Origin of the sequence: Schaalia suimastitidis DSM 15538 (assembly GCF_000429105.1) — a bacterium.
In the GTDB taxonomy this organism is placed as follows: domain Bacteria; phylum Actinomycetota; class Actinomycetes; order Actinomycetales; family Actinomycetaceae; genus Pauljensenia; species Pauljensenia suimastitidis.
Genome location: NZ_AUBF01000006.1, coordinates 127117 through 149923, shown reverse-complemented (window position 1 = coordinate 149923; position 22807 = coordinate 127117). Strand labels below are relative to the sequence as shown.

Here is a 22807-nt window from a genome sequence, read left to right as displayed (position 1 = left end):
CTAGGACGACTGTGCCAAATGCGCCCGAATTGTGGTCAATTCGACGTACCGCATCCGTGCCTTACCGAGATCAGTCCCACTGTTCTTCTGGGCGCGTTGCAACTGCCCACAATGTGTGGAATGTTCCAGCTTTGTCAATACGCCCATAGGTATGCGAACCGAAGTAGTCGCGCTGCCCCTGGATCAGCGCAGCGGGTAGGCGGGTGGCGCGGATGGTGTCGAAATACGACAGGGACGAGGCGAATACGGGGATTGGAACACCTGCGAGAGCCGCTTTGGCAACGACACTGCGCAATGCAGGTACGCAGTCACGGATACGAGAGGCGAAAGGCTCGGCAGCCAGCAACAATGCAAGCTCAGCGTCGTCGGCATAGGCGCGGGTGATGTCGTCCAGGAATGCGGCGCGGATAATGCAGCCCTGTCGCCAAATGGCCGCGAGCGCCCCCTTGTCGATACGCCACCCGTATTCGACGGCACCAGCGGTAATCAGGTCGAAACCCTGGGAGTAAGCCACAATCTTCGAGGCGAAAAGCGCTTGGCGGACATCTTCAACGAAGGCATCCCGTTCAGTATCAGCGACACGTAATGCGACGTCGCCACCTGCAAGTGTACGTGCTGCCTCACGTTGAACCATGGAGTCTGATGCACCGCGCGCGAAGGTGGCTTCGCCGATACCAGTTACTGGTACTGCTAGGTCAAGAGCGGTTTGGACTGTCCATTTGCCGGTGCCTTTTTGGCTGGCTCGATCCACAATGAGGTCAACCAGGGGGATGCCTGTCTCAGCGTCTACCTGCCGGAGAACTTCAGCTGTGATCTCAATGAGGTAGGAGTTAAGTTCTCCCGCATTCCACGTGGTAAAGATGTCGGCTATCTCAGCTGGTGTAGCACCCAGGCCGTTGCGCAAAAGGTCGTAGGCCTCGGCAATGACCTGCATATCCGCGTATTCGATACCGTTGTGCACCATTTTGACGAAGTGTCCGGCCCCGTCAGCGCCCACATGTGTGCAGCAGGGCTGGCCATCGTGGTGTGCCGATATTTTTTCAAACATGGGCCCGAGGCGCCGGTATGACTCTTCGGTACCGCCCGGCATGATGGATGGACCCCATAGCGCGCCTTCTTCGCCACCAGAAACGCCGGCACCGACAAAGTGAAGGCCGCGTTCGCGTGCCCATTTTTCGCGACGAATAGTGTCGGTGAATAAGGAGTTGCCGCAGTCAACAAGGATGTCGCCCTCTTCCATCAGTGCGGCAAGTTGTTCCATAGCGGCGTCGGTGGCGCTGCCTGCCTGCACCATGATGATGGCAACACGAGGCTTTGCCAGGGATGCCACAAAATCAGCGAGGTCGTCAGCGGGCACGAAGGTACCTTCATCGCCTGTGCCGTGTAGGGCCATAAGTTTCTCGGTGCGTGCCAGTGTCCGGTTGTAGACGGCGGTGCGGTATCCATTGCGGGCGAGGTTGCGGGCGAGGTTGGCGCCCATGACTCCAAGGCCGTAGACGCCGATGTCGGCACTGGCGATTGCGGGGGTGAAGACTGTCATGGATATTCGCTTCCCGGTGCGCGCTGGGGACAGCGCACGCCTGCTGGCTCTTCGGCGCCTGGGCGGGCGCACTTTATCAACCCTTTAAGCATAGGCCTCTAGTCCCATGGCTGTCATGGGTGCCCACGATGGGCGCATCCCTCCCTCACGGCACGCCTGTCCTTACAGCACACCTTCGCGTTCAAGCCATTGGCGCGCGACGGCAGCAGCCGGAAGCCCTTCACTGACAGATTGCTGATTCATGTCAATAAGGTCTTGGGCAGATAACGCTGCTGACACCCGATTAATGACTTCAGCAGCACCAGCATCCACCTTGTCGGAAACCAAAGGGACAACGTGGGATGCCAAGAAAAGGTTCTTCGTGTCTTTGAGAACAACAAGGTCGCCAGCTGCCAGAACAGGATCAGCTGAGTAAATATTGGCCAATTGGATTTGTCCGCCCCGCAACGCTTTGACAGTGAGGGCACCACCGGAATCTTCAATGGGTGTGAAATTCACTGCAACACCGTAGGTGGCAAGTAAGCCAGCTGGCCCGTAAGGGCGCTGTTCCAGTTCGGCGTTACCTCCAAGTGTCACTGAATCAAGATGGCGAAGATCGTCGATGGTCTCCAGCCCATGCGCTTGGGCAAGGGCCTTTGTCACAACGTAGGAATCCTGGTCACTGGCCTCAGCTTGCGCTAATACGCGCATCCCCTCAGGCAGGGCGCGTGTGAGGGCGTCATATACATCCTCGGCACTTCGTTGCGTGGCATTGGCGTCGAAGTACTGGAGTAAATTCCCGCTGTATTCGGGTAGTAGGTCAATTTTTCCAGCACTGATTTCGCTGATATACACCTCGCGTTGACCTATGCGAAGATCACGCTTCACCGAATATCCAGCGTTTTCTAAAGCGGTGGCGTACGCCTCGGCAAGGATTTCATTGGAGTAGTAGTCCTGCGAACCTACAACAATGGTTGGTGCGCCTAGCGTGTCCTGTACGTCTTCTCCGGCAGTGAGTGTCTCGGCGGTACCGCAGGCAGCAAGCATGGGGATTGCGATCAAGGCCGTGACCGAGGTAGTGAGTAATGCGCGACGAGGCATGGGTCCCTCCTAGGGCTATCGTGTCGCAATGAGTCGACGCTGGCTGTATCGGTCCTGCAGATACTGGCTGAGTGCGTCAAGACACAGTGCAAGAAGGACCACGAGGATTGCTCCTGCCAACATCTGCGGCCAGTCGCGGGTCTTGAGTCCTGTGAAGAGGAAACGGCCAAGGCCCGCATCGGCGGTGTATGCAGCAAGGGTGGCGGTGGCAACCACCTGAAGGATCGTTGAGCGTATCCCCTCCATAATTACCGGCATCGCCAGAGGTATTTCCACTTTCTGCAGGATCTGCCAGGGCGATAATCCGATCGCTCTGGCTGCCTCAACAACTTTCGGATCAACCGATGCCACGCCTGCGTAGGCCCCTGCAAGTAGCGGTGGCATTGCGAGGACAAGTAAGGCAAGAAATGGTGCGGTAATGCCGACGCCCACCCACAGTCCACATAGGGTAAGTAAACCCAAGGTGGGCAATGACCGGGCTGCGCCAGCACATAGGGGAATGATCACTGTTCCGCGCCGACTGTGCCCAATGAGCAGACCTGTTGGAAGCGCGATCAGGCAAGCGAGTATCACCACTCCAGCCGTTACCGCGAGGTGTTGCGCGAGTCGTACCCATATCCCGCCGCTTCCTGTCCAATTCGAGGCTGTGGCGATCCACACGATGGCGTCGATAATGATCGTCATTGGCCACTCGTTTTCTCTGTTCGGCGCCAGGGGGTCACCAGGTGAGTGGCCGCGATCAGCATTACGTCAAGGAATAGTGCCAGCAGCGCGGTACTGATAATCCCGGCGATTATTTCAATGGTGATACCCCGTTGGAATCCGTCGGTAAAAAGAGTCCCTAGCGACTGAATGCCAATAACAGCCCCTACCGTCACCAAGGACACCGTTGAGGCAGACAATACGCGCATGCCAGCTGTGATCGTTGGTGTCGCTAACGGCAATTCCACGGTGAAGAAGCGGCGCAGGCGCGTCATGCCAATGGCGTCAGCTGCCTCCAACACTGTGTGAGGTAAGGCGGAAAAGGCTTTTGCGCTGTGTCCTACAAGTATGGAGACACCGTATATGGTCAACACCAGCACCATATTGACGGGTGAACGCAGCCCCGTTCCAATAATGATTGGCACAGTCACAAGGAGCGGCAGTGACGGGATGGCATACATGAGTGATAGGGCACGCAGTAGCACTCCGCTGCCTTTGCGACCCTCACCTGCCCAGCGGCCCAAGGGCACTGCAATGAGGGCTGACAACAGCAACGATGGCACGACCAGTGAAAGGTGTGCGCTCAGTAATGCGCCTATGGTGAGCCAATTATGCATCAACCAGTTCATGAGTGTGGACTATCCAGCGTTCCAACGGGCCTGCCGTCGCCGTCACAGATAATCGCCTTACCTGCGTGCGTGACCGTGTGTAGTTGTCTCCTGTGAGAGGTGGCGCCAATAAAGTCAGCAACAAATTGGCTGTCGGGTGTGGCAAGGAGTTGGGTAGGTGTACCCATTTGAGCGATCGAACCGCGGTGCATCACTGCCACCTGATCACCCAGAAGGAAAGCTTCATCCACGTCATGTGTGACAAAGAGGATGGTGGTGTGTAGTTGGTGTTGAAGTTGACGTAGCTCGCGTTGGAGGTCGGCACGTACCAACGGATCAAGGGCACCGAAAGGTTCATCCATCAAAAGAACCTGTGGTTCATTTGCCAGGGCTCTCGCCACCCCAACACGCTGGCGTTGGCCACCAGAAAGCTGCGCGGGGTAGCGTTTGGCCAGATTCGTATCGAGGCCAACAAGTTCCATCAATTCCATGGCGCGCTCCCTCGCTTGAGCAGGGGGCATATTGTCCAGGCGCGGAATCGTCGCAATATTATCAACTACGGTCCAATGGGGAAACAACCCACCTTCTTGGAGCACGTAACCGATGGAACGGCGCAGGCGCACTGGATCCACGGTTGCGACATCGATTCCGTCAACAAAAACCTGCCCACTATCAGGAACCACCATGCGGTTCACCATGCGAACAAGCGTGCTTTTGCCTGAGCCTGACGAGCCAAGAAGGACGGTCGTTGATCCTTGTGGAACCTGAAGAGTCACCCCGTCAACAGCAACATGTCCGTGACCGTAACGTTTATACACATTGTCAAAACGAATCATCCGCACCTCTTTTCTGTATTGGCGTGACGATTTCGACGACGTAACCGCTGGAAAACGGATGCGCTCATCCACTCCGCGGCCAGTAGTTACTAGAAACTCTAACGCGTCATATCGTGGCGCGCCCGTTGGACAATGTCTTTTAGCTGGGTCAGGACGACGCAGTGCCTTTTCTCTTTGACCGTTTAGCTGCCGCCTGCGCTTCCCACATTGCTTGTTGAGCTTGGTATTCCTGCGCTAAGGCACGCACCTCGTCCGACGCCCACCATCGCAGCAACGCCTCTTTCGCCGCGTCATGTCCCAGCGGACCATGCTCCATACGCAAGGCAAGCAGGTAGTCAAGCGCCATCTTTACGGCTTTGGAGGGCCTCAATCCCAGGATTTCCATCACCTCAGCCCCGTCAAGGTCTGGGCGGATGGCGTCAAGCGCTTCCTTTTCACGCAATTCGACGATACGTGTTTCGAGGTCTTCAATGGCTGCTGATAAGAAGAGGGCCTTGCGACGGTTTCGTGTCGTGCAGTCAGCACGCGTTAACCGTAAGAGCCGCTCCAGTTGATCGCCCGCATCGGTGACGAAACGGCGCACAGCACTATCTGTCCATGTGCTAGTTCCATACCCGTAAAAACGCATATGTAATGCCACGAGGTGACTCACCGCTTCGGTTGTGGCTTTGTCGAACCGTAGTGCCTTCATGCGTTTGCGCACCAGTTTCGCGCCAACATTTTCGTGGTGAAGGAAAGAAACAGACCCGTCCACTTCAAAACGCCGTGTCGCTGGTTTACCGACGTCGTGCATGAGGGCAGCGAAACGCAGCACAAAATCTGGGCACGGCACGGGCCCTTCCTTATCCGTTTCCAACGCCATTGCCTGCTCAAGCACGGTCAACGTATGTTCGTAAACGTCCTTGTGGCGCCGATGTTCGTCGTCGAGGTCACGCAGGGCAGACAGTTCTGGAATGACCTTATCTGCCACACCGGTGTGAACCATCAGTTCAAGGCCGCGCCTTGGGTGGTTACTTGTGATGAGGCGCTCTAATTCGGCGCGGATCCGTTCGGCCGACACAATCTCGAGCCGAGACGCCATCGCTTCCATCGCGTTCATCACATCTTCATCAACGTCGATAGCCAGCTGGGCAGCAAAACGTGCTGCTCGCATAATGCGCAACGGATCGTCGTCAAAGGACTGTTCGGCAGTGACAGGGGTACGCAAACGTGATTCGGCAAGGTCGACGAGGCCGTCATGTGGATCGACGAGGACCATGGCAGGTAAACGCATTGCCATAGCGTTAACGGTGAAATCACGGCGCGTGAGATCACCCTCAAGGGTGTCACCGTAATGGACCTCAGGTTTGCGGCTTCCAACCTCATATGCGTCAGTACGGTACGTGGTCACTTCAACAATGAGATCGCCAAGACGTGAACCGATGGTGCCGAATTCTTTGCCGATATCCCAGGTCGTCTCACCCCATTTGGCAAGTAACGCCTCGGTACGATCAGGCCGTGCACTGGTCGCGAAGTCAAAATCGTGTGGCACTACCCCAAGGAAGGCATCACGCACCGGTCCACCGACTAGAGCAATTTCTTCACCGGCAGCATCAAATATTTCACCCAACCTAAGGATATCTGGTGGCAAAAGCGCAAAGGTGGATGCCGCATTCGCCATCAAGGTGGCGATGCTTCGGTTGTCTGCAGCGTTGGTGCCGCCTGTTGAGGTTTCCACAGTAGTCATCGTCTCACTAGGGTGCCACGTTTACCTGCTTTGCCTCCAACCGTGTGGCTGAAGGAACCACTTATTGAGATCAACACAGCGGTATTTTCGTGCGCATTGTTGCAGGCAATCACACCTGAATGTCCCATGATCCGTGCAAGTGGGCGGCCGCGAACTAGACTAGGGGCATGTCTGCCCGCCAACGTGACCGTCGCCTAGGGGTTCCTCGACCCCCGCGTCGTCATACCTCGTCGCGGGCTTACCATTCGCATACCTCATCACTACCCGTGTCCTCAGAAACCTCTGCTGGTGGCATTGTTGTTGATGTGCGTGACGGTATTCCTTATGCTGCGCTGATTGCACGACGTAATAGGACAGGGCGCATGGAATGGTGTCTCCCGAAAGGCCACTTAGAGGTCGGCGAAACAGCAGAAGCTGCTGCATTACGTGAAGTCCGTGAAGAAACCGGTATTCAAGGGCGGATTATTCGCCACCTCGCCTCCATCGACTACTGGTTTTCCAGCCCTGACCGGCGCGTTCACAAAGTCGTCCATCACTACCTGATGGCCTATAACGGCGGCACAATCTCAGTCGATGGCGACCCTGACCATGAAGCCGAAGAGGCCGCATGGCTTCCACTGAAAGACGTATCACGGCTCCTGGCATATCCCAATGAGCGGCGCATCGTCGGTATCGCTCTCGATCTTCTTTATCGGGACTAACCATGTATTGTCGTCGATGCACTCACCTTCCCGCAGCACCTCGCTGGCAGGCGCGCATTGTTATGCTGCTGCTGGTACTCATTGTGTCCGCGGCGCCGCTATCGGCATTGGCTGCCACCGCCTCGACCCTTCCTTCACCCGTCACCGGCGCCACCGCCTCGGCAATTGCGTCCACGACATCTGCCGCCACCGAAGATGTATCCCCAGCACTCTTGGCGACAAACGAAGGCCAATTCGACAACGGTATTGCTGTGCGCATCACAGGACAAAATCCCAGCGTGATCACCACAGAAACGCAGGTGAGCCTTACTGCGACAATCACCAATACCACCACAACGCGCCTCACGTCGGCGCAGGTCACCGTAGCCGTCCAGTCCTATGCGATGACTGCACTGGCTGATATCGACGCCTACCTCGAAGGCACCGCCGACGCTGGCGTCACAGCGTGGCAGACAACGATTGACACCATCGAAGCAGATGCCAGCCGCGAATTCACCTTCACCATTCCCACAGATACACTGCGCCTGACGAATACGAACCAATGGGGTGCACGTGGCCTTTCTCTGACTGTCAGCAGTCAAGGGATCAGCGGTGCCGATCGCAGCCTCCTCCTGTGGGACCCTGGTTCTGAGGTTGCCAAAACGTCAGTCAGTGTCGTCTTGCCGTGGACCATGTCATTGACCTCTGTGGCTGCCACCTCAGCAAATGAACCTGCTACCGTATTTAAAGACGATCATTCCCGTTCAGCGATGATGAGTTTAGCGCGCCTTGCTGGTGTTTCCATCGCCATTGATCCTGCCGTTATTCCACGCGTTGATCCCATTAGTGACCCTCTGGGCAGTATTGATACTGCCAGTAATACCCAGGAGACACAAAGCACTGCGCAAGTCAACGCCTATACCGCAACCGCGTCAGCTGAATCCCTGTCCTCCAACGAGAAAAGCGCATGGATACAGGTATTGTCCACGGCGCAAAACGTCATCGCGTTACCTTTGCATGATGCAGATACAGGTGTCGTAGGCGCCCACGCCTCCGCCCAACTGTGGAGCAATGTGGAATCGACAAGGCGTGACCTGGCGACCCCCCTCAACGCCTTCGTCAACTACCTCAATGAACAGGAAAGCACTACCAGCACAAGCCGCATTGCTTCAGCTCCAGATGTCAATAGTCAAGTCTTGTGGCCAAATACGTCACTGTCGTTGGGACTTTTGAGTCGAGCAGGTTCTCATGTGGTGATTGCCCCACCCGGCCAGGCTCGTCCACAAAGTGACGACTCTGTGATCGCAGCTTCTCGAGTACAAATTGACCCCGCTTCAGGCCAATCAGTGGTAAGTGCCGATCGTGACACGGTGGGCGCCACCACCGTGCTGTCCTCGCTCAGTGAGGTAGTAGACCTGGTGGCATATGCGCCAACGTCGGCCTCCCAACATTTTGACCAGCATCAAACCTTGACGGCACTCACGACGCTCCTGTCACGCAATTCAGCGTTGACAGTGCGTTCGGTCTTTGTGCCACTACCGCGCACAACAACTGTGGACCGTGACCTCGTTGAACGCCTTCAGACATTGCTGTCACCCCGATGGGTGAGCCCGACATCCCTCACCGACTTCGCTGCACTTGAATCAACTGATGTCATGCGCACACCTGTAGCTGAAGGCGTTTTCAGCGAGCAGGATTACCAGTCACTTGTCGCACTTGACCAGGCACAAACGGCGGCCCTCCCAGTCCGTGATGCTTTGGTAGATGCTGACGACGCACAGGTAGTACTCACTGGCCGAATCAGTGCTGCCTTGGCGGCAGGTATTGACGAGGCGACCCGCAGTTCGCGCACTACTACCGTCGTCAAGGACCTTGATACGCTACGCACTGCTGTGAAAGCTGAACCGTCAGACACAGTCAACGTGATTAATAAGCAGGCGAATTTTCCGGTGCGTGTACGCAATACGTCACCGTGGCCCGTTAACGTCACGGTGACTCTGGATCCTTCAGATCCACGTCTACGCGTGTCATCCTCAACGCAGGTGACGATTCCACAATCGGGTGCCATCACCGTTGATGTACCGGTTGAAGCGATCGGATCGGGCGATATTTCGGTGACCTATGTTGTGCGCACTGCTGATGGTACGGTCTTGGATGAGAGTTCAAAGGTTGATGTCCGTTTGCGCGCAACATGGGAAGACACCGTCACCGCTGGCACTGCTGGTGTGGTCGCTATCCTCTTTGTGTTAGGTATCGTGCGGTCGCTTCGCAGAAAACGACGCGTAGCTGGGGCAACAGATGGAGAAATGGATGAGTGAAAAAACACCGACCTCCGGGTCGCTTATCCCTACTGCGCGCACCTCCTTATTGCGTGCCAGTGCCATCATGGCGTCGGGAACATTGGTTTCACGCATCCTTGGGTTCGTACGCAATGCCATGCTTTTGGCGGTGATTGGCGCTGCTGCTGGTGGCGTCAATGCTGCATTTCAAACAGCCAATACGCTGCCGAATCTTGTTTTTAATATCCTTGCCTCTGGTGTCTTTGATGCTCTCCTTGTGCCGCAGATTGTTTCAGCACTCAAACGCAAAACCGGTGATGTATATGTCAACCGTCTGCTGACATTAGCTGGAACCTTCCTGTTCCTCATCACTGTCATTGTCCTTATTGCAGCGCCTCTATTGGTGCTGATCACCGCTGCAGGTTACGACCCGCAGATTCGTTCGCTAGCTATCGCATTTTCGCTTCTGTGTTTGCCTCAGATTTTCTTCTATGGCGTCTATAAGCTGCTTGGCGAACTTCTCAATGCGCATGGGGTATTTGGGCCTTATATGTGGGCTCCGGTGGTCAATAACGTTGTCGGTATCGCAGGTCTTGGTCTTTTCCTGGCCCTCTGGGGCTTGTCTCCTGATCGTTTTGATGTCACAGAGATCACGTCAGCGCAGTTCTGGCTCCTCGGCGGCTCTGCAACGCTTGGTGTCATTGCTCAAGCCTTGTTCCTCCTGTGGCCGATGAAACGTGCAGGCATCAAGTTCCGACCTGATTTTCATTTCCGAGGAACATCTTTCGGGAAGGCAACATCTGTTGCTGCGTGGACCTTTGCAACCCTTGGTGTCAGTCAGTTCGGGGTGTTGTCGACTAATAATTTGGCGGCCTTGGCTGACACGTGGGGGCGTCTCAATGATGCGCCAATTGTGGGCATTAGCGCGTATTCCACTGCCTTTATGATCATGATGCTTCCACAGTCACTGATATCAGTGTCGATTGCCACGGCCGTATTTACGCGCCTTGCGGGTGCCGCTGCTGATGGGGATGCACGTACGGCAGCGACGCAATTCCATCTGGGGTTACGTACAACAACCGTGTTGACGTCCATAGCGATGGCAATGCTGATTGCTGCGTCTGTTCCGACTATGCAGGTCGTCGTGATGCCAAATCCTCATCCTGAGGTTATTCGCGCCTACGCATGGGTGTTGGTCGCACTAATGCCGGGTGTGCCAACGATGGCGATGATCCTGATGAGTCAACGATATTTTTATGCGCATGAGGATGCCCGCCCTGTTTTCCGCATGATGTTAATACCGATAGGTATTCAAATCATTATCGGGTGGACACTGTACTTCCTCACTGGTGCTGCGTGGTGGGTTGTTGGCGCTGCCATGGCTGAGACGGCCAGTCGCATCACCCAAGGGTTTATCGGTTTGCGAATGGTTTCGCGTCACAACCCGCATATGCGTCCACGCGAGATTATTCGCTCCTATCTGCTGCTTTTGGGATGTGCCCTTGCTTCATGTGTCGCCGGCTGGTTCGCCCTGTGGCTCTTAGGTGTCGATACGGTGAGTGATTCCACCCTTATCCGTGGAACGCTCGCCTTTGGGAAGGTTGCCGTTGTTTCGCTGGTTGTCCTCACTGTATTCCTTCTCGTGCTACGCCTCGTCGCACCGGAAGAAACCGCCATGTCTATTGTCCCGATGATGCGTCGGCTGCGCCTACCTGAGGCACTATGCGCATGGATGGAGGCACCTGCGCTTGCGTCTGCGGAAAAGAAGGCGGTGGCCTCGGAAATCGCCTTATTTGTCGGCAAGATCAGCGATCCGAATGCTGACCCGGAGACGACGCTGCCCTCGCATATTCCCGCTACTGGCGTCCCAGTGGTACCTGCCGTCGCGTTACCCCATGGGGACAGCGAGATTTCCGGGGCCGACGTGTCCACCGCACTTACCTGGCCTGATGCGGTAGGCGAGGGCGGCGCGGATACCGACTCTGCGAGCGCCATGGCCGCAGCAGAACATGAATCTGCTGGAATTGCGTTATCCCCGAATAGCAACGAAAGCGATAGTAATCAGGAGCAACGCGCAGATGAGGCGTCACTGCCGCAGGCAGAACAGGCTAAAGTCGGCACCGTATCTGCGGCGGACATTTCGGCGCTGAGTGCGCCGCCAACCGGAATGCCTGTGACCACAGCCGAGGCGCCCACTTTTGAGTCGATCATTGATCCACTCAATGACGAAACTGCAGAACGTCCTGCACTCACCGATACGTCACGGCCTTATTTTGCGCCTATCGCAGGGCCTGTGCCTGATGACGTACCGCTTCCACCAGCCGATACTGCCGCGCAGCAAAGTGGTGTGGACACCGCTGATATTGAGGTGGCACGCCGCAGCGAACCTACGCATTTTGACCCGTCAAAGCCGGTGTTAATCGCGATCGTCGCGGTCGTGGTGCTCGCACTCGTGTGGGCTGTGATGACGGCGCTGTCACCCGTGGGCAATAGGTCATTGTTGGATGGGCTGTCACCAAGCCATGAGCCTTTGGGCAATACCTTGCAGCAGCAAAGCCCTGAGCAGCCATCTGAACCAGAGACTAGCCCGGTCGTTGCCCCCGTGGTCACGGGTGCGTCAATTTTGTCGTGGCGAGGCAGTGGTGACTTCCCTGATGATGCTGGCCTCCTGATCGACGGGGACCCCACCACGTTTTGGCGTTCCCGTTCTTATGACTACAACTCCTTTGCTGAAGACCAGACGGTGACAATGGTCTTTACTCTTGAACAGGTCTCAACTGTCACATCACTGACCCTGCAGATGGAATCATCCACAACAGGGGGTGAAGCACTTGTGCGTATCGGCAATGCAGATGATCCTCGCCAAGGTACAGAAGTTGGCACATTCACTCTTGGGCCGGAAGTGACCTTTACCTTCCCAGAAGGCACTCAAACGGATCTTGTGGCAGTATCGTTCACAACGATGCCGACCAGTGAAGGATTACTGAGGGCAAAGGTATATGAAGCGACGATCCAATAGGGTCAAGCTTGAATAAAGGAGTGAAATATTACTTATGACTGCTGTACATGATGTTGTCATCGTTGGTTCCGGCCCCGCTGGTTACACTGCCGCCATCTACACGGCACGTGCCGGTTTGAAACCTGTTGTAGTTGCAGGTGCCTTAGCTGCTGGTGGTGCGCTTATGACCACCACTGAGGTTGAGAATTTCCCGGGTTTTCCTGATGGTGTGCAGGGACCAGATTTGATGGAACAGATGCGTGCCCAAGCAGAGAAATTCGGTGCCGATGTGCGTTTTGAAGATGCCACTGCCCTGTCCCTTGAGGGTGAGGTTAAGACGGTCACCATTGACGACCAGATACTTCACGCGCGTTCGGTGATCGTAGCGACGGGTTCGGAGTACCGTAAACTCAACGTTCCTGGAGAAGAGATACTTTCGGGTCGTGGCGTATCGTACTGCGCTACCTGTGACGGTTTCTTCTTCCGTGACAAGCACTTAGTGGTTGTCGGAGGTGGCGATTCGGCGATGGAGGAGGCGACCTTCCTCACGAAGTTTGCCTCGAAGGTGACCATTGTTCACCGCCGTGACCAGTTGCGGGCATCTCGGGCGATGATTGAACGCGCTGAGGCTGACCCGAAGATCGAATTTGTGTGGAATAGTGTGGTCTCTCAGGTACTGGGTTCTGCTTCCGTTGAAGGAGTCCGGCTGACGTCAACGGTTGACGGTAGTGAACGCGACCTTGCCTGCGATGGTGTTTTTGTGGCGATCGGCCACTTACCGCGCACGAATTTGTTGGCTGACCAGCTTCGTCTTGACCAGGCGGGCTATGTCATTGTTGAAGAGCCATCCACTTATACAGGTGTGCCCGGTGTTTTTGCCTGTGGTGATGTGGTCGACCACACCTACCGTCAGGCAATTACGGCCGCAGGCTCCGGATGCCGCGCAGCCCTTGATGCTGAACGTTGGCTCGCCACTCAGGGTCACTAAGGTACTTGAGGTATTGCCTTAGGGCAGTGGGTCGCCACATGTGAGCCCCTCAGCATGCCCTCCCCACGAATCTGGCTCAGGAAACGCACGTCAAACGATTTGATTGTGATTTTTGCGTTTCGTGAGCCAGATTCATATTTGTTGAGATACCCGCAGTAGGTTCCCCCTATTTGTCTGATATGTACGATTTAATACCTCATTCGTACATATCAACTCAATGTGTACACGAAGCGTACATATTTAGTTGGCAAGCGGTGCGGCGAATAACGACTCCAACAGTGTGTAGTTAATAAATATCTTGCTTCGCCCTATCCGTTCAGTCGCGACAATTTGCTCGTCGGACAACGCTCGTAACCACGTTGATGCTGTCGCCCGCTGTGCGAGGTTGGCAGCAACGACGTCGTCGATTCTGATATATGGCTGCGTAAACAGAAGGCGTGCAAGTTCCGCCGCGGGGGCACGTGGAATAGTTTCACGTATCCTGTTTTCGATGCATTCTTGTAGCGCGACTATCTTTTCAATGAGGTGAAGTGTCCACTGTGCCATTAGGTCGCAGCCCCTAATCATAAACAGTAGCCACGGTTCCCATTCGTCTTTTTCGGTCACTGCCCGTAAGAGACGGTAGTAATCACGCTTGTTGCGCACAATATACCCAGATAAATAAAGAACAGGATAGTTCAGCAGTCCTTTTTCTTTGAGGAACAGAAGGTTGATGATACGTCCAGTTCGTCCATTGGCATCAGGAAATGGATGTATCGCCTCAAATTGGTAGTGCTGTAAGGCCATCATCACAAGTGGATCGATTCCATGATCCGCGTGAAGAAATGTCTCCCAATGAATAAGGTGTTCATTGAGCACATCAGTTCCCGTGGGCGGAGTGTAGATAATCTCGCGGGTAGCTGGATTACCGATGTAAGTACCTTCCTTATCGCGAACACTTACCGAGTAGCCAAGAAGCGTAGAACATACTTCCACAGCTGTACGCACTCGTAATGGACGTTCTTCAATTGACTCGGAACCAACACGTAGGGCTGTTCTATAGCGAAGCGCTTCTTTTGCTGCTGGTGTTGCAGCCTGTCCCAGCGCATGGTGTGCTGCTCGGAATAATTCATCGTTTGTCGTCACGATGTTCTCAATTTCGCTTGATGCTTGTGCCTCAAGCAGCGGTATCGCATTAATCAGCATTGTGGGATCAGGGAGACGGCGGCACGCAGCATCTAAAGCCGATACGCTTCGACTTGCTGCGATAACAGCTTTGAGGACTGCGGGACTCTCAACGTCGGTGGCCGGAGGGAGTGCAGGCAGCTCCTGATAAGGCTTCTCAGGCGTAATCCACATACAGCAACTATACCTATATACACAAATACATTGACGATATAAACACATAACGATTGATATGTACGATTTAATACCTCATTCGTACATATCGACTCAATGTGTACACGAAGCGTACATATTGGTATTTCACACCCACTGAGCATTCTCAGGGTCGACACCATGCGCGCGCGCATTAGCCTCAATGGCCGCACGCAACCACACAGCAAGCCCTTGAGCACGCCGTTCGTAATACTGTTGAAAACGCGGATCTTCAGTGTAACCACGCCCCACCAGGCAGTGTTTACTGTGGGTCATAGGGAACCACGTACTAAGCACAAGGCGTTGTTCTTCAGCCAATGCCATCGCCTGCGCTGAATCGGATGCAATACCGTCATTCACCGCTTGAGTGAGACGTCGTTCCAGATCGTCGGTCGTGGCCTGCAATGATTGCCATTGCTTCGGGGTCATTGCCTCCTTGGCGCGTGCCGAGGCGGCCCAATCCTCAGTATGTCCCCAACGTTGCTTGGCCTCGGCCTCGAATTCTTGGCCCCATCGCTGATCAATATGGTCGAGCGTCATACGTGTCTCCTCTTCACTGAGCATGTCCAAAGCGTGAATCATGCTTGCGAGTATTTCCTGTCGATGAACGAGGAGTTCCCTCTGCCTGCGAAAGTGTGTTGCACGATCAAGCTGAGTGTCATCAAGCAACTCCTTGATAGCATCCAAGCTAAAACCTGCTGCTCGGTAGGTCAGCACGTGTTGTATTCTTTCGATTTCTTGGCGTGTATATAGGCGGGCGTTACTGGCACTTCGCCATCTGGGACACACTAGGTGGATATCATCCCAGTGGTGCAATGTGCGCACAGTCAAGCCGAAAAGGTTGGCAACCTCTCCGACGCTCAGCTCCTTGCCCTCGTTCACAGATTTCACACTAGAAACCTCACGTTACGTCAGGTCAAATTGCTTCACATTGACGCGCCGCCGCCTCGATATCTTTCCTTTCTGGACATGTCGCGGGACCAAATTGGGTGACCGCGAGTGCCCCAGCACAGTTTGCCAGTAGGAGTGCCTCTGCAAGGGCAATCCCTTCAGCAAGGGCAGCACACAGGACACCTGCATGTGCATCACCTGCACCATTGGTATCAACCACATGAACGGTCGGCGTCGGTACGTGAAGTTCGTCAATAGCGTCACTAAAGGCACTTGCGGGGCTACTCAGCCACGCTCCGGCTGCACCCGCCCTGAGAAGTACCGGCGCCTCGAGACGCTTACTCAGCATGGACGACAATGTGGGAAGGTGCTGATCAGCGTCAACACCGAGGCGTCGCGCGAGGATCCCTGCTTCGCGTTCATTCAGTGACCACAAAGGATGTAGACGCGCCACGGCTTCCATAATGGGCATTTCTATCGCCTCAACCATCGGCGATACATCGAATACTGCGCGCAGTCCTCCTTTGGGACCATCGCATTGGTGGCGGGCGAAAAAGTCAAGCAATGCCTGCATCCCATCGGCTTGGCACAGCGAATAGCCTGAAAGGTAGACCACGTCGCCGTCGCGTACCTCAAGGTCGTCGTAGGCGCCATCAGGCAGGTATGTTTCCGCACCGCGTGTGGAAAGAAAGCTGCGTTCACCATTGGCTTCCGTCACAGCGACGCAGTAGCCTGTGTCCATATTGGGCAGTTGCGGTCCATCAATGAGCACACCGATCTTCGTCATCGCATCGCGGGCGGCATTTGCCATTGGACCGCAGCCAATGGCACCCAGATAGTGGGCCTCGACTCCCATGCGACGGATCGCTGCCAGCGTATTGAATCCTCCGCCGACGCTGATGGCATTCTCGGTTGCGAATACGTCCCCACCTGGGGTAGGTAGGTGAGGGACGCGCATCGTGAGGTCGACAATCACTTGCCCCAAGTGAAGGACCCGAGGCCGTGCTTGGGTGACCTCAGTGGACACAGCTTTCGCACCGGGCAGGTATTTCGGGCTGGTCACTGTCTCCCCATCCGGCAAAGACGCGCCACCAGGCAGCACTGCACTGCACTGCAGCGCCCAACCAGCATCCGCCACCACCTGTCCACCATGTGTGGTGTACTGACCGCGCAATGCAAGGAGGTGCCGCGCAACAGTGTCAATATCTATATCATTCACACGAAGCAGGCGATCGATATCTTCGGCAGGAAATACCTCAAGGCCACAACAAGCGCCTAAAATCGCACCGGCGATTGCCGCGATCGTATCGGTGTCTCCACCAATATTGGCAGCCATCAGCAACGCCTCGTACGGTTGATCGGCAAATATATAGGCCAGTGACAGCGCAGCGGGGACCGCTTCATTAGCTTCCACTGACGTACCAACCTCGTCAATAATCCAACGTTCAATGGTGGTCAAAGTAGCTTGTGTTTCGGTAAGCACGCTGGCATGGGCAACGGCGCAGCGGGCACGTGCCAGTACGCTAGCGGGCGGATTCCACGCGCCAAAATCACCCAGTGTCTCCGCATACTCCAGTGCGCCTCGTATCGCCTGCCGCACGTCGCATCCGTCGATCCCCAGCGAAACCGCTGCAGCGACCAGCGCGGCCGACTGAAAACCATGAATCGTATGGTGCGTCACCATGCAGGACTGCTCAACCATACGGCGGAAGTCATCGGTAGACTGCGTCGAACATGCAATCCCAACGGGCGTCACACGCATGGCCGCACCATTGGTGGTGCTTGTTGTCCCGGTGGACCCGAGAGGCGCACCAGCTTGTAACTCATCCAGCGCGCGTTTTGTTGAGGGTCCCAGCAAGTCAAGCGATCCACGCGCACGCATCTCGTCCTCCCACGCGAGCAGATCTGCTGCGAATTCATCAGCACGAATATGTCCGCCGCCGCGGATAAGCTGCATAGCCAAAAGGAGTGCCTGTTCGGTATCGTCCGTGATCGAACCCGCAGGCATTGACGGTGCGATAGGTTGGTCTGCGGCGGCATTGACGAGGCCTTCCACCCGCCCGTAGGTCGCGCGGATTTGCGCTGGGCTGAGGCACTGAGTAGGCATCCCCAGTGCGTCCCCTAAGGCCAGGCCCAGCAGTGCTGCGCGTGCACGAGAAAAATGGCGGTGCGTATGTCGCTCGTCGGCTCCGGTGCCTACTGAACGATCACTATGTGTCGAGGTATCCACAAATGTACTGTGCCCGCAGCTGGTCCATTACGCAAGTCGTCAACTCAGCGGCTGATCGGAGTTGCCTGTCGCACATATAGGTCAAAAAGTGGCAAAATGTCTTTAGTCGTGTGGCACTACTCGTCGCGCGACCTTTTCAGATAATGGAGCACTGCCCGTGTGGGCAGCAGAAACAGAAGGACGGTGCCGTGAGCGATTCGACGCACCATGTCGGTGAAACGCAAGGCAATAGGTTGGATCCATGGTTCGATGCCTACGCCGAGCGAGCTCACAACCTGCGGGCCTCTGAGATCCGCGCACTCTTTTCTGTTGTATCGCGCCCTGAAGTAGTCTCCTTGGCTGGCGGCATGCCGAATCTGAAGGACCTTCCCCTCGAACGCCTCGCCGAGTCGGCAAAGAGCCTGATTCTGAACCATGGTGCTCAGGCCCTGCAGTACGGTTCTGGTCAAGGATGGGAGCCTCTACGTGCCCAACTTGCTGACATTATGACCTATGACCACATTATCGGCGCCGACCCAGACGATATTGTGGTGACCACCGGGTCCCAGCAGGCCCTTGACCTCATGGCCGAACTCTTCATTGACGCAGGTGATGTGGTACTTGCTGAGTCCCCATCCTATGTCGGCGCGCTTGGTTGTTTCCGTGCACGCCAGGCCGAGGTTGTGCACGTCGATATGGATCACGATGGCATTATTCCCTCGGCTCTTGAGGAAACGATTCGGCGTTTACGCGCACAGGGGCGGTCCATCAAATTCCTCTATACGATTCCCAATTTCCAAAACCCTGCAGGGGTCACTTTGTCAGAGGAACGTCGCCCGTTGATTACCTCTATCTGCGAGCGTGAACATATCCTCATCCTTGAAGACAATCCTTATGGTCTTCTCGGTTTTGATTCTGACCCTCTGCCTGCGCTGCGTTCTTATGCGCCTGAAGGTGTTGTCTATCTTGGCTCGGTGTCGAAGATGTTCGCGCCAGGTATGCGTATCGGCTGGGCACTTGCGCCACATGCCATCCGTGACAAACTTATCCTCGCCTCGGAAGCAGCAATCTTGTCGCCAACAATGTTCGGTCAAATGTTCCTCTCGCAGTACCTGACGGATTATGACTGGTATAGCCAGGTCAAAGCATTCCGATCAATGTATAAGGAACGTCGTGACGCCATGCTGGGCGCATTGGAGGAATATCTGCCTCAGTGTGAATGGACGCGGCCAGCAGGTGGCTTCTACACCTGGGTAACCCTGCCCGAAGGTTTAGACGCGAAATCTATGCTGCCTCGCGCAGTGCGCGCTCAGGTTGCTTATGTGTCCGGCACAGCCTTCTACTACGATGGTCGCGGCGCCGATCACATGCGCCTCTCCTTCTGCTACCCCACACCCGACAATATTCGCGAAGGCGTGCGTCGCCTCGCAGGTGTCATCAATGCGGAAATGGAACTGGTGGAAATGTTTGGTACCGCCGATATTGCTCAGGCCGGTGCGCCTGAACCGGATCACCGTCCTGGTCCTGCTACTGCCCCTGCAACCGATACCCTCTAGTCCTACCCATTTCTTGTCGCGCTACGACCGATACGGAAGGTGAAATCATGGCTCTGAAAGTCCTTATCATCGCAGGTGGTCTGACCCATGAACGCGACGTGTCGGTACGTAGTGGTCGACGTGTCGCCAATGCGTTGACGCAGTATGGACACGAGGTGCGTGTGGCCGATCTTGACCGGAACCTGTTGGCCACGGTTAGCGAATTCGCACCCGATGTCATCTGGCCGCTTGTTCATGGCGCTATTGGCGAAGATGGCTCACTTCAGACGCTTTTGGAGTCTCTAAGTATTCCTTTTGTGGGTTCGTCGTCAACCCAGGCCAAACTTGCCTCGAATAAGCCGACAGCCAAAGCACTTTTGGGTGCGGCAGGTGTGGATACGCCTGGGTGGATGGCGCTGCCGCAGGTCTTGTTCCAGCAGCTCGGCGCCACCAGTGTGTTAGGTGCGCTCAATGAAGCGATTACCTATCCGGTGGTTATTAAACCCACCGATGGTGGTTCAGCACTAGGTATTTCCCGGGCGGATACCGCAACGCAGCTTCGTGGTGCGATGGTGGACGCCTTTGCCTACGGCGAAAACATAATGGTGGAGCGTTTTATTTCTGGTCGTGATGTTGCAGTTTCGGTATTGGATCTTGGCGACGGCCCTGTGGCCCTCCCACCCGTTGAGATTGTCACCGATGATGGCACCTACAATTACGAGGCTCGCTACACCACAGATTCCACGCAGTATTTCGTTCCGGCTCGACTTGCCGCTGAACAAGTCGACGATATTTGTACCCTTGCTATCCAGGCTCACACGGTGTTGGGTTTACGGGATTTGTCGCGGATTGATTTTGTCATTGATCAGTCGGGGACCTGCTGGTTTATCGATGCCAATGTTGCCCCCGGTATGACCGACACGTCACTTTTCCCTCAGGCTGCTGATGCCGCTGGTTCATTCGGGCAAACCTGTGACGCTATCGTGAATTTTGTGGCCAAGGGCCGATAGTCGATACCTCATGACCCTATGTGACCGGCAGTTCCTACGTGAAGAACTCGCGCGGTTGACAGCTCACATATAGGGTCTCCTGCGGGTAGCAGTTCGTAGGAAACGACCCTGCGCACCTGATAGCAGGTCAGTACGTATCGCGTTGCGCGTGGTGTCGCCCCAGCGGCAACTGTGCGGGATAGATGGTTCTGCAGGATAGGCGACTGTTTGTCTTAAGCGCCCTAGGGAAGATAAGAGCGTAGCTCGTATTCCGCCTCGTCACTTCCGTCCCATAAAACGGTCTTCATTCCAAGAAGTTCCGCAGCACGGAGGTTTTCACACCGGTCATCAACAAAAACAATGGCTTGCGGTTCAACCTCAACATTTGCCAGAGCGTGACGGAAAATAGCGCGCTGTGGTTTGCATACATTCACTTCAGCAGAAAAAACGCCGGAGCTAAAGTACTGCCGATACCACGGAGCTGCCTTGATCGCGTCAGCGATAGCATGGGGAGCATTAGATAGGACTGAGCAGACGATACCGGCGTTGTAGAAATCTTCAACGATGGCGATGGCACGCGGATCTGCGGTGTCAAGGCGACCGGTGTCGGCTGCCACAAGTGCAGCTAAGGTGTGGTCGTCTATTTCCTCTAGGCCACAGTCACCTGCGACGCGGTCCCAGAATTCCTTGTCGGTTGTACCGGCATCGTACGCATCTCGATGCGCCCACATTGCCTGGTCGACGAGCCTAATCGCTGTGAGATCGTCAGTGGGAATGCCAAGTAAGGCGGCGGTCTCAGTGGGATCTGGCCGGGCGTTAACAATAACACCGCCAACATCGAACAAGACCGCTCGAATGCCGGAGTGTGTGCTCATCGTGAATCCTAACCGCACGTGATGATGTCACTCCATTGTCCGATGAAAATGGGTGGGACCAGTAGCTTTGTGAGATTATCAACGCGCGCGCATCACATTGTTGAAACTTTATGATTATTTGTCGCTTGCCATAATCAGTGCCGCTATGCGTTGAAGATCTTCAGTTCCCGCAAATTCGATAACGATTTTCCCTTTATTACGCCCTTCACTCACGGTCACACGTGTGTCATATAGGTTTTCCAGCGTAGATGCCACTTGGGTCGCCAACGGGCTGGAAGGCGGGCGGATACGAGCAACCTTCGCTGCTGCGGCTTTCACTTTTCCGAGGCGGACAAGCTCCTCGGTAGTTCGTACCGACAAGCCTTCAGCGACAATCCTATCGGCAAGGATTTCCATATCTCTTGTCTCAGTAAGTGACAGCAGCGCACGCGCATGCCCTGCTGAAATCACTTGAGCGGCAACTTTATTCTGCACGCTCGGTGGTAGTTTCAACAGGCGTAAGGTATTGGCGATCTGAGGACGAGAGCGCGCGATCTTCTTTGACAACTCTTCTTGTGTTGCGCCGAAATCTGCCATGAGCTGCTGATACGCTGCCGCCTCCTCAAGTGGATTGAGCTGTGCTCGATGCAGGTTTTCTAATAGTGCGTCACGGAGAAGATCATTATCATCGGTGTGGCGGATAATTGCCGGTATTTCATTAAGGCCCGCACGCTCAGCTGAACGCAACCGCCGTTCACCCATGATGAGCTCAAAACGTGCATCAGGTTTTTCTTCGAGTAGTTCCCTCAGACGCGCTGATGGTTCGCCTGTGAGTGAGATTGGACGAACGACAATCGGCTGAAGTATGCCCACCTCATGAATCGATGCGACGAGCTCCTCAAGCTCATCTTCATCAAAGACAACGCGTGGCTGACGAGTATTAGGCACGATCAGGTGTATGGGGAGTTCTGCGTACTGAGTACCTGCGAGCATAGTAGATGCCGATGATTCTGCGTATGTTGCGGCATTGTCGCGCATTTCCTTCACATCGGTGGGCTCCTGGTTCAGCGTCCCATCTCCGAAGGTCGCCGCCGATGTTTCACGTGAAACATCTTGCTTATCCGATGTCGTGCCACGTGTATGTGAACCCTTGGAGGTGGATCGAGGAGGATCCTGCGTCAGAACGGTGCCGCCATTATCCGCTGTGCCGATAGCCTGAGCTGGCGGTCTAGTGGAAGCATTATCCGATATGGTAGCAACGTCATGTTGAGCCTGCGTCGACCTCACCGCTGTTGCCTTCACTGCATGACGTGTTCCTGTAGCCTTCTGTTTCGGTTGAAGAAGACTACGTGCAGATCCTCCACGCGGTAAAGCACTACCGCCCTTTGATTCGGGAAAGAAGACATCCAGTGGACGCGTAGCAGCGACAACCTCGTCAGCATCCACTTGAGGAATGAGTGCGCCGAGGCCTCGTCCTAATCCGCTCTTACGTGCCTTACCTGTGGACGTTGATTTCTCGTTCCCCATGACAAACTC

At 55.3% G+C, this 22807-nt stretch carries 17 protein-coding genes; 6 read left to right on the top strand and 11 right to left on the bottom strand.

Translation table 11 applies throughout. The annotated features are described in order from the left end of the window. Positions 1–70: 70 nt before the first annotated feature. The 6 genes from gndA to G438_RS0100705 all read right to left on the bottom strand — a co-directional run bounded on the left by gndA (position 71) and on the right by G438_RS0100705 (position 6426). Positions 71–1540, bottom strand: coding sequence for an NADP-dependent phosphogluconate dehydrogenase (gndA, locus tag G438_RS0100730; protein ID WP_026459736.1), 1470 nt, complete (start codon positions 1538–1540; stop codon positions 71–73). Between the two features lie 162 nt (positions 1541–1702). Then, the gene (locus G438_RS0100725) at positions 1703–2620 is read right to left on the bottom strand and encodes an ABC transporter substrate-binding protein (RefSeq protein ID WP_026459735.1); all 918 of its coding nucleotides are present in this window, start codon (positions 2618–2620) and stop codon (positions 1703–1705) included. Between the two features lie 15 nt (positions 2621–2635). Further along, the gene (locus G438_RS0100720) at positions 2636–3304 is read right to left on the bottom strand and encodes an ABC transporter permease (RefSeq protein WP_026459734.1); all 669 of its coding nucleotides are present in this window, start codon (positions 3302–3304) and stop codon (positions 2636–2638) included. Next, positions 3301–3951 (bottom strand): ABC transporter permease, encoded by a 651-nt coding sequence (locus G438_RS0100715; protein WP_026459733.1) that lies wholly within the window; start codon positions 3949–3951, stop codon positions 3301–3303. Before G438_RS0100715 ends, G438_RS0100720 begins: the two co-directional genes overlap by 4 nt. Next, complete coding sequence (locus tag G438_RS0100710) at positions 3948–4766, bottom strand: ABC transporter ATP-binding protein (RefSeq protein ID WP_026459732.1); 819 nt, start codon at positions 4764–4766, stop codon at positions 3948–3950. The genes G438_RS0100715 and G438_RS0100710 overlap by 4 nt, the downstream gene beginning before the upstream one ends. 148 nt (positions 4767–4914) lie before the next feature. After that, positions 4915–6426, bottom strand: a complete 1512-nt coding sequence (locus G438_RS0100705; RefSeq protein WP_026459731.1) for a CCA tRNA nucleotidyltransferase — start codon at positions 6424–6426, stop codon at positions 4915–4917. A 233-nt stretch (positions 6427–6659) separates the two neighbouring features. Between G438_RS0100705 and G438_RS0100700 the strand changes: the two genes are divergently transcribed. The 4 genes from G438_RS0100700 (at position 6660) to trxB (ending at position 13437) form a co-directional block, all read left to right on the top strand. Further along, positions 6660–7193, top strand: a complete 534-nt coding sequence (locus tag G438_RS0100700; protein WP_026459730.1) for an NUDIX hydrolase — start codon at positions 6660–6662, stop codon at positions 7191–7193. Between the two features lie 62 nt (positions 7194–7255). Further along, a complete protein-coding gene (locus tag G438_RS0100695) occupies positions 7256–9490 on the top strand; it encodes a DUF6049 family protein (protein ID WP_026459729.1) in 2235 nt (744 codons plus the stop codon). Further along, positions 9483–12470, top strand: a complete 2988-nt coding sequence (murJ, locus tag G438_RS12135; protein ID WP_084402909.1) for a murein biosynthesis integral membrane protein MurJ — start codon at positions 9483–9485, stop codon at positions 12468–12470. Before G438_RS0100695 ends, murJ begins: the two co-directional genes overlap by 8 nt. Before the next feature lie 34 nt (positions 12471–12504). Then, positions 12505–13437: a thioredoxin-disulfide reductase gene (gene trxB, locus G438_RS10115; protein WP_034284545.1), complete on the top strand. Its 933-nt coding sequence runs from the start codon at positions 12505–12507 to the stop codon at positions 13435–13437. A gap of 240 nt (positions 13438–13677) precedes the next feature. Here trxB and G438_RS0100680 read toward each other — a convergent pair whose 3' ends face one another. The 3 genes from G438_RS0100680 to G438_RS12585 all read right to left on the bottom strand — a co-directional run bounded on the left by G438_RS0100680 (position 13678) and on the right by G438_RS12585 (position 17914). Continuing rightward, positions 13678–14775 carry a Fic family protein gene (locus tag G438_RS0100680; protein ID WP_026459727.1) on the bottom strand — a complete coding sequence of 366 codons (1098 nt, stop codon included), beginning with the start codon at positions 14773–14775 and terminating at the stop codon, positions 13678–13680. A gap of 126 nt (positions 14776–14901) precedes the next feature. After that, positions 14902–15684 (bottom strand): MerR family transcriptional regulator, encoded by a 783-nt coding sequence (locus G438_RS0100675; RefSeq protein ID WP_051259159.1) that lies wholly within the window; start codon positions 15682–15684, stop codon positions 14902–14904. A 25-nt stretch (positions 15685–15709) separates the two neighbouring features. Beyond that, positions 15710–17914, bottom strand: a complete 2205-nt coding sequence (locus G438_RS12585; RefSeq protein WP_240470943.1) for a PfkB family carbohydrate kinase — start codon at positions 17912–17914, stop codon at positions 15710–15712. A gap of 188 nt (positions 17915–18102) precedes the next feature. Here G438_RS12585 and G438_RS10110 point away from each other — a divergent pair, with 188 nt between their 5' ends. Both G438_RS10110 and G438_RS0100660 read left to right on the top strand, forming a co-directional pair. After that, positions 18103–19449 carry an aminotransferase-like domain-containing protein gene (locus G438_RS10110; protein ID WP_051259158.1) on the top strand — a complete coding sequence of 449 codons (1347 nt, stop codon included), beginning with the start codon at positions 18103–18105 and terminating at the stop codon, positions 19447–19449. A gap of 47 nt (positions 19450–19496) precedes the next feature. After that, the gene (locus G438_RS0100660; RefSeq protein WP_026459724.1) at positions 19497–20438 is read left to right on the top strand and encodes a D-alanine--D-alanine ligase family protein; all 942 of its coding nucleotides are present in this window, start codon (positions 19497–19499) and stop codon (positions 20436–20438) included. Positions 20439–20659: 221 nt separating this feature from the next. Here the strand turns inward: G438_RS0100660 and G438_RS0100655 are convergent, their stop codons facing one another. Both G438_RS0100655 and G438_RS0100650 read right to left on the bottom strand, forming a co-directional pair. Beyond that, positions 20660–21292: an HAD-IA family hydrolase gene (locus tag G438_RS0100655; protein WP_026459723.1), complete on the bottom strand. Its 633-nt coding sequence runs from the start codon at positions 21290–21292 to the stop codon at positions 20660–20662. A gap of 114 nt (positions 21293–21406) precedes the next feature. After that, entirely contained in the window at positions 21407–22798 is a 1392-nt protein-coding gene (locus tag G438_RS0100650; RefSeq protein WP_026459722.1) for a ParB/RepB/Spo0J family partition protein, read from the bottom strand. Between the last annotated feature and the right edge of the window lie 9 nt (positions 22799–22807).

Coding starts and splice junctions, on each gene's coding strand:
- gndA (WP_026459736.1), bottom strand. CDS start 1,540: ATGACAGTCTTCACCCCCGCAATCGCCAGTGCCGACATCGGCGTCTAC.
- G438_RS0100725 (WP_026459735.1), bottom strand. CDS start 2,620: ATGCCTCGTCGCGCATTACTCACTACCTCGGTCACGGCCTTGATCGCA.
- G438_RS0100720 (WP_026459734.1), bottom strand. CDS start 3,304: ATGACGATCATTATCGACGCCATCGTGTGGATCGCCACAGCCTCGAAT.
- G438_RS0100715 (WP_026459733.1), bottom strand. CDS start 3,951: ATGAACTGGTTGATGCATAATTGGCTCACCATAGGCGCATTACTGAGC.
- G438_RS0100710 (WP_026459732.1), bottom strand. CDS start 4,766: ATGATTCGTTTTGACAATGTGTATAAACGTTACGGTCACGGACATGTT.
- G438_RS0100705 (WP_026459731.1), bottom strand. CDS start 6,426: ATGGCGAATGCGGCATCCACCTTTGCGCTTTTGCCACCAGATATCCTT.
- G438_RS0100700 (WP_026459730.1), top strand. CDS start 6,660: ATGTCTGCCCGCCAACGTGACCGTCGCCTAGGGGTTCCTCGACCCCCG.
- G438_RS0100695 (WP_026459729.1), top strand. CDS start 7,256: ATGCTGCTGCTGGTACTCATTGTGTCCGCGGCGCCGCTATCGGCATTG.
- murJ (WP_084402909.1), top strand. CDS start 9,483: ATGAGTGAAAAAACACCGACCTCCGGGTCGCTTATCCCTACTGCGCGC.
- trxB (WP_034284545.1), top strand. CDS start 12,505: ATGACTGCTGTACATGATGTTGTCATCGTTGGTTCCGGCCCCGCTGGT.
- G438_RS0100680 (WP_026459727.1), bottom strand. CDS start 14,775: ATGTGGATTACGCCTGAGAAGCCTTATCAGGAGCTGCCTGCACTCCCT.
- G438_RS0100660 (WP_026459724.1), top strand. CDS start 19,497: ATGGCTCTGAAAGTCCTTATCATCGCAGGTGGTCTGACCCATGAACGC.
- G438_RS0100655 (WP_026459723.1), bottom strand. CDS start 21,292: ATGAGCACACACTCCGGCATTCGAGCGGTCTTGTTCGATGTTGGCGGT.
- G438_RS0100650 (WP_026459722.1), bottom strand. CDS start 22,798: ATGGGGAACGAGAAATCAACGTCCACAGGTAAGGCACGTAAGAGCGGA.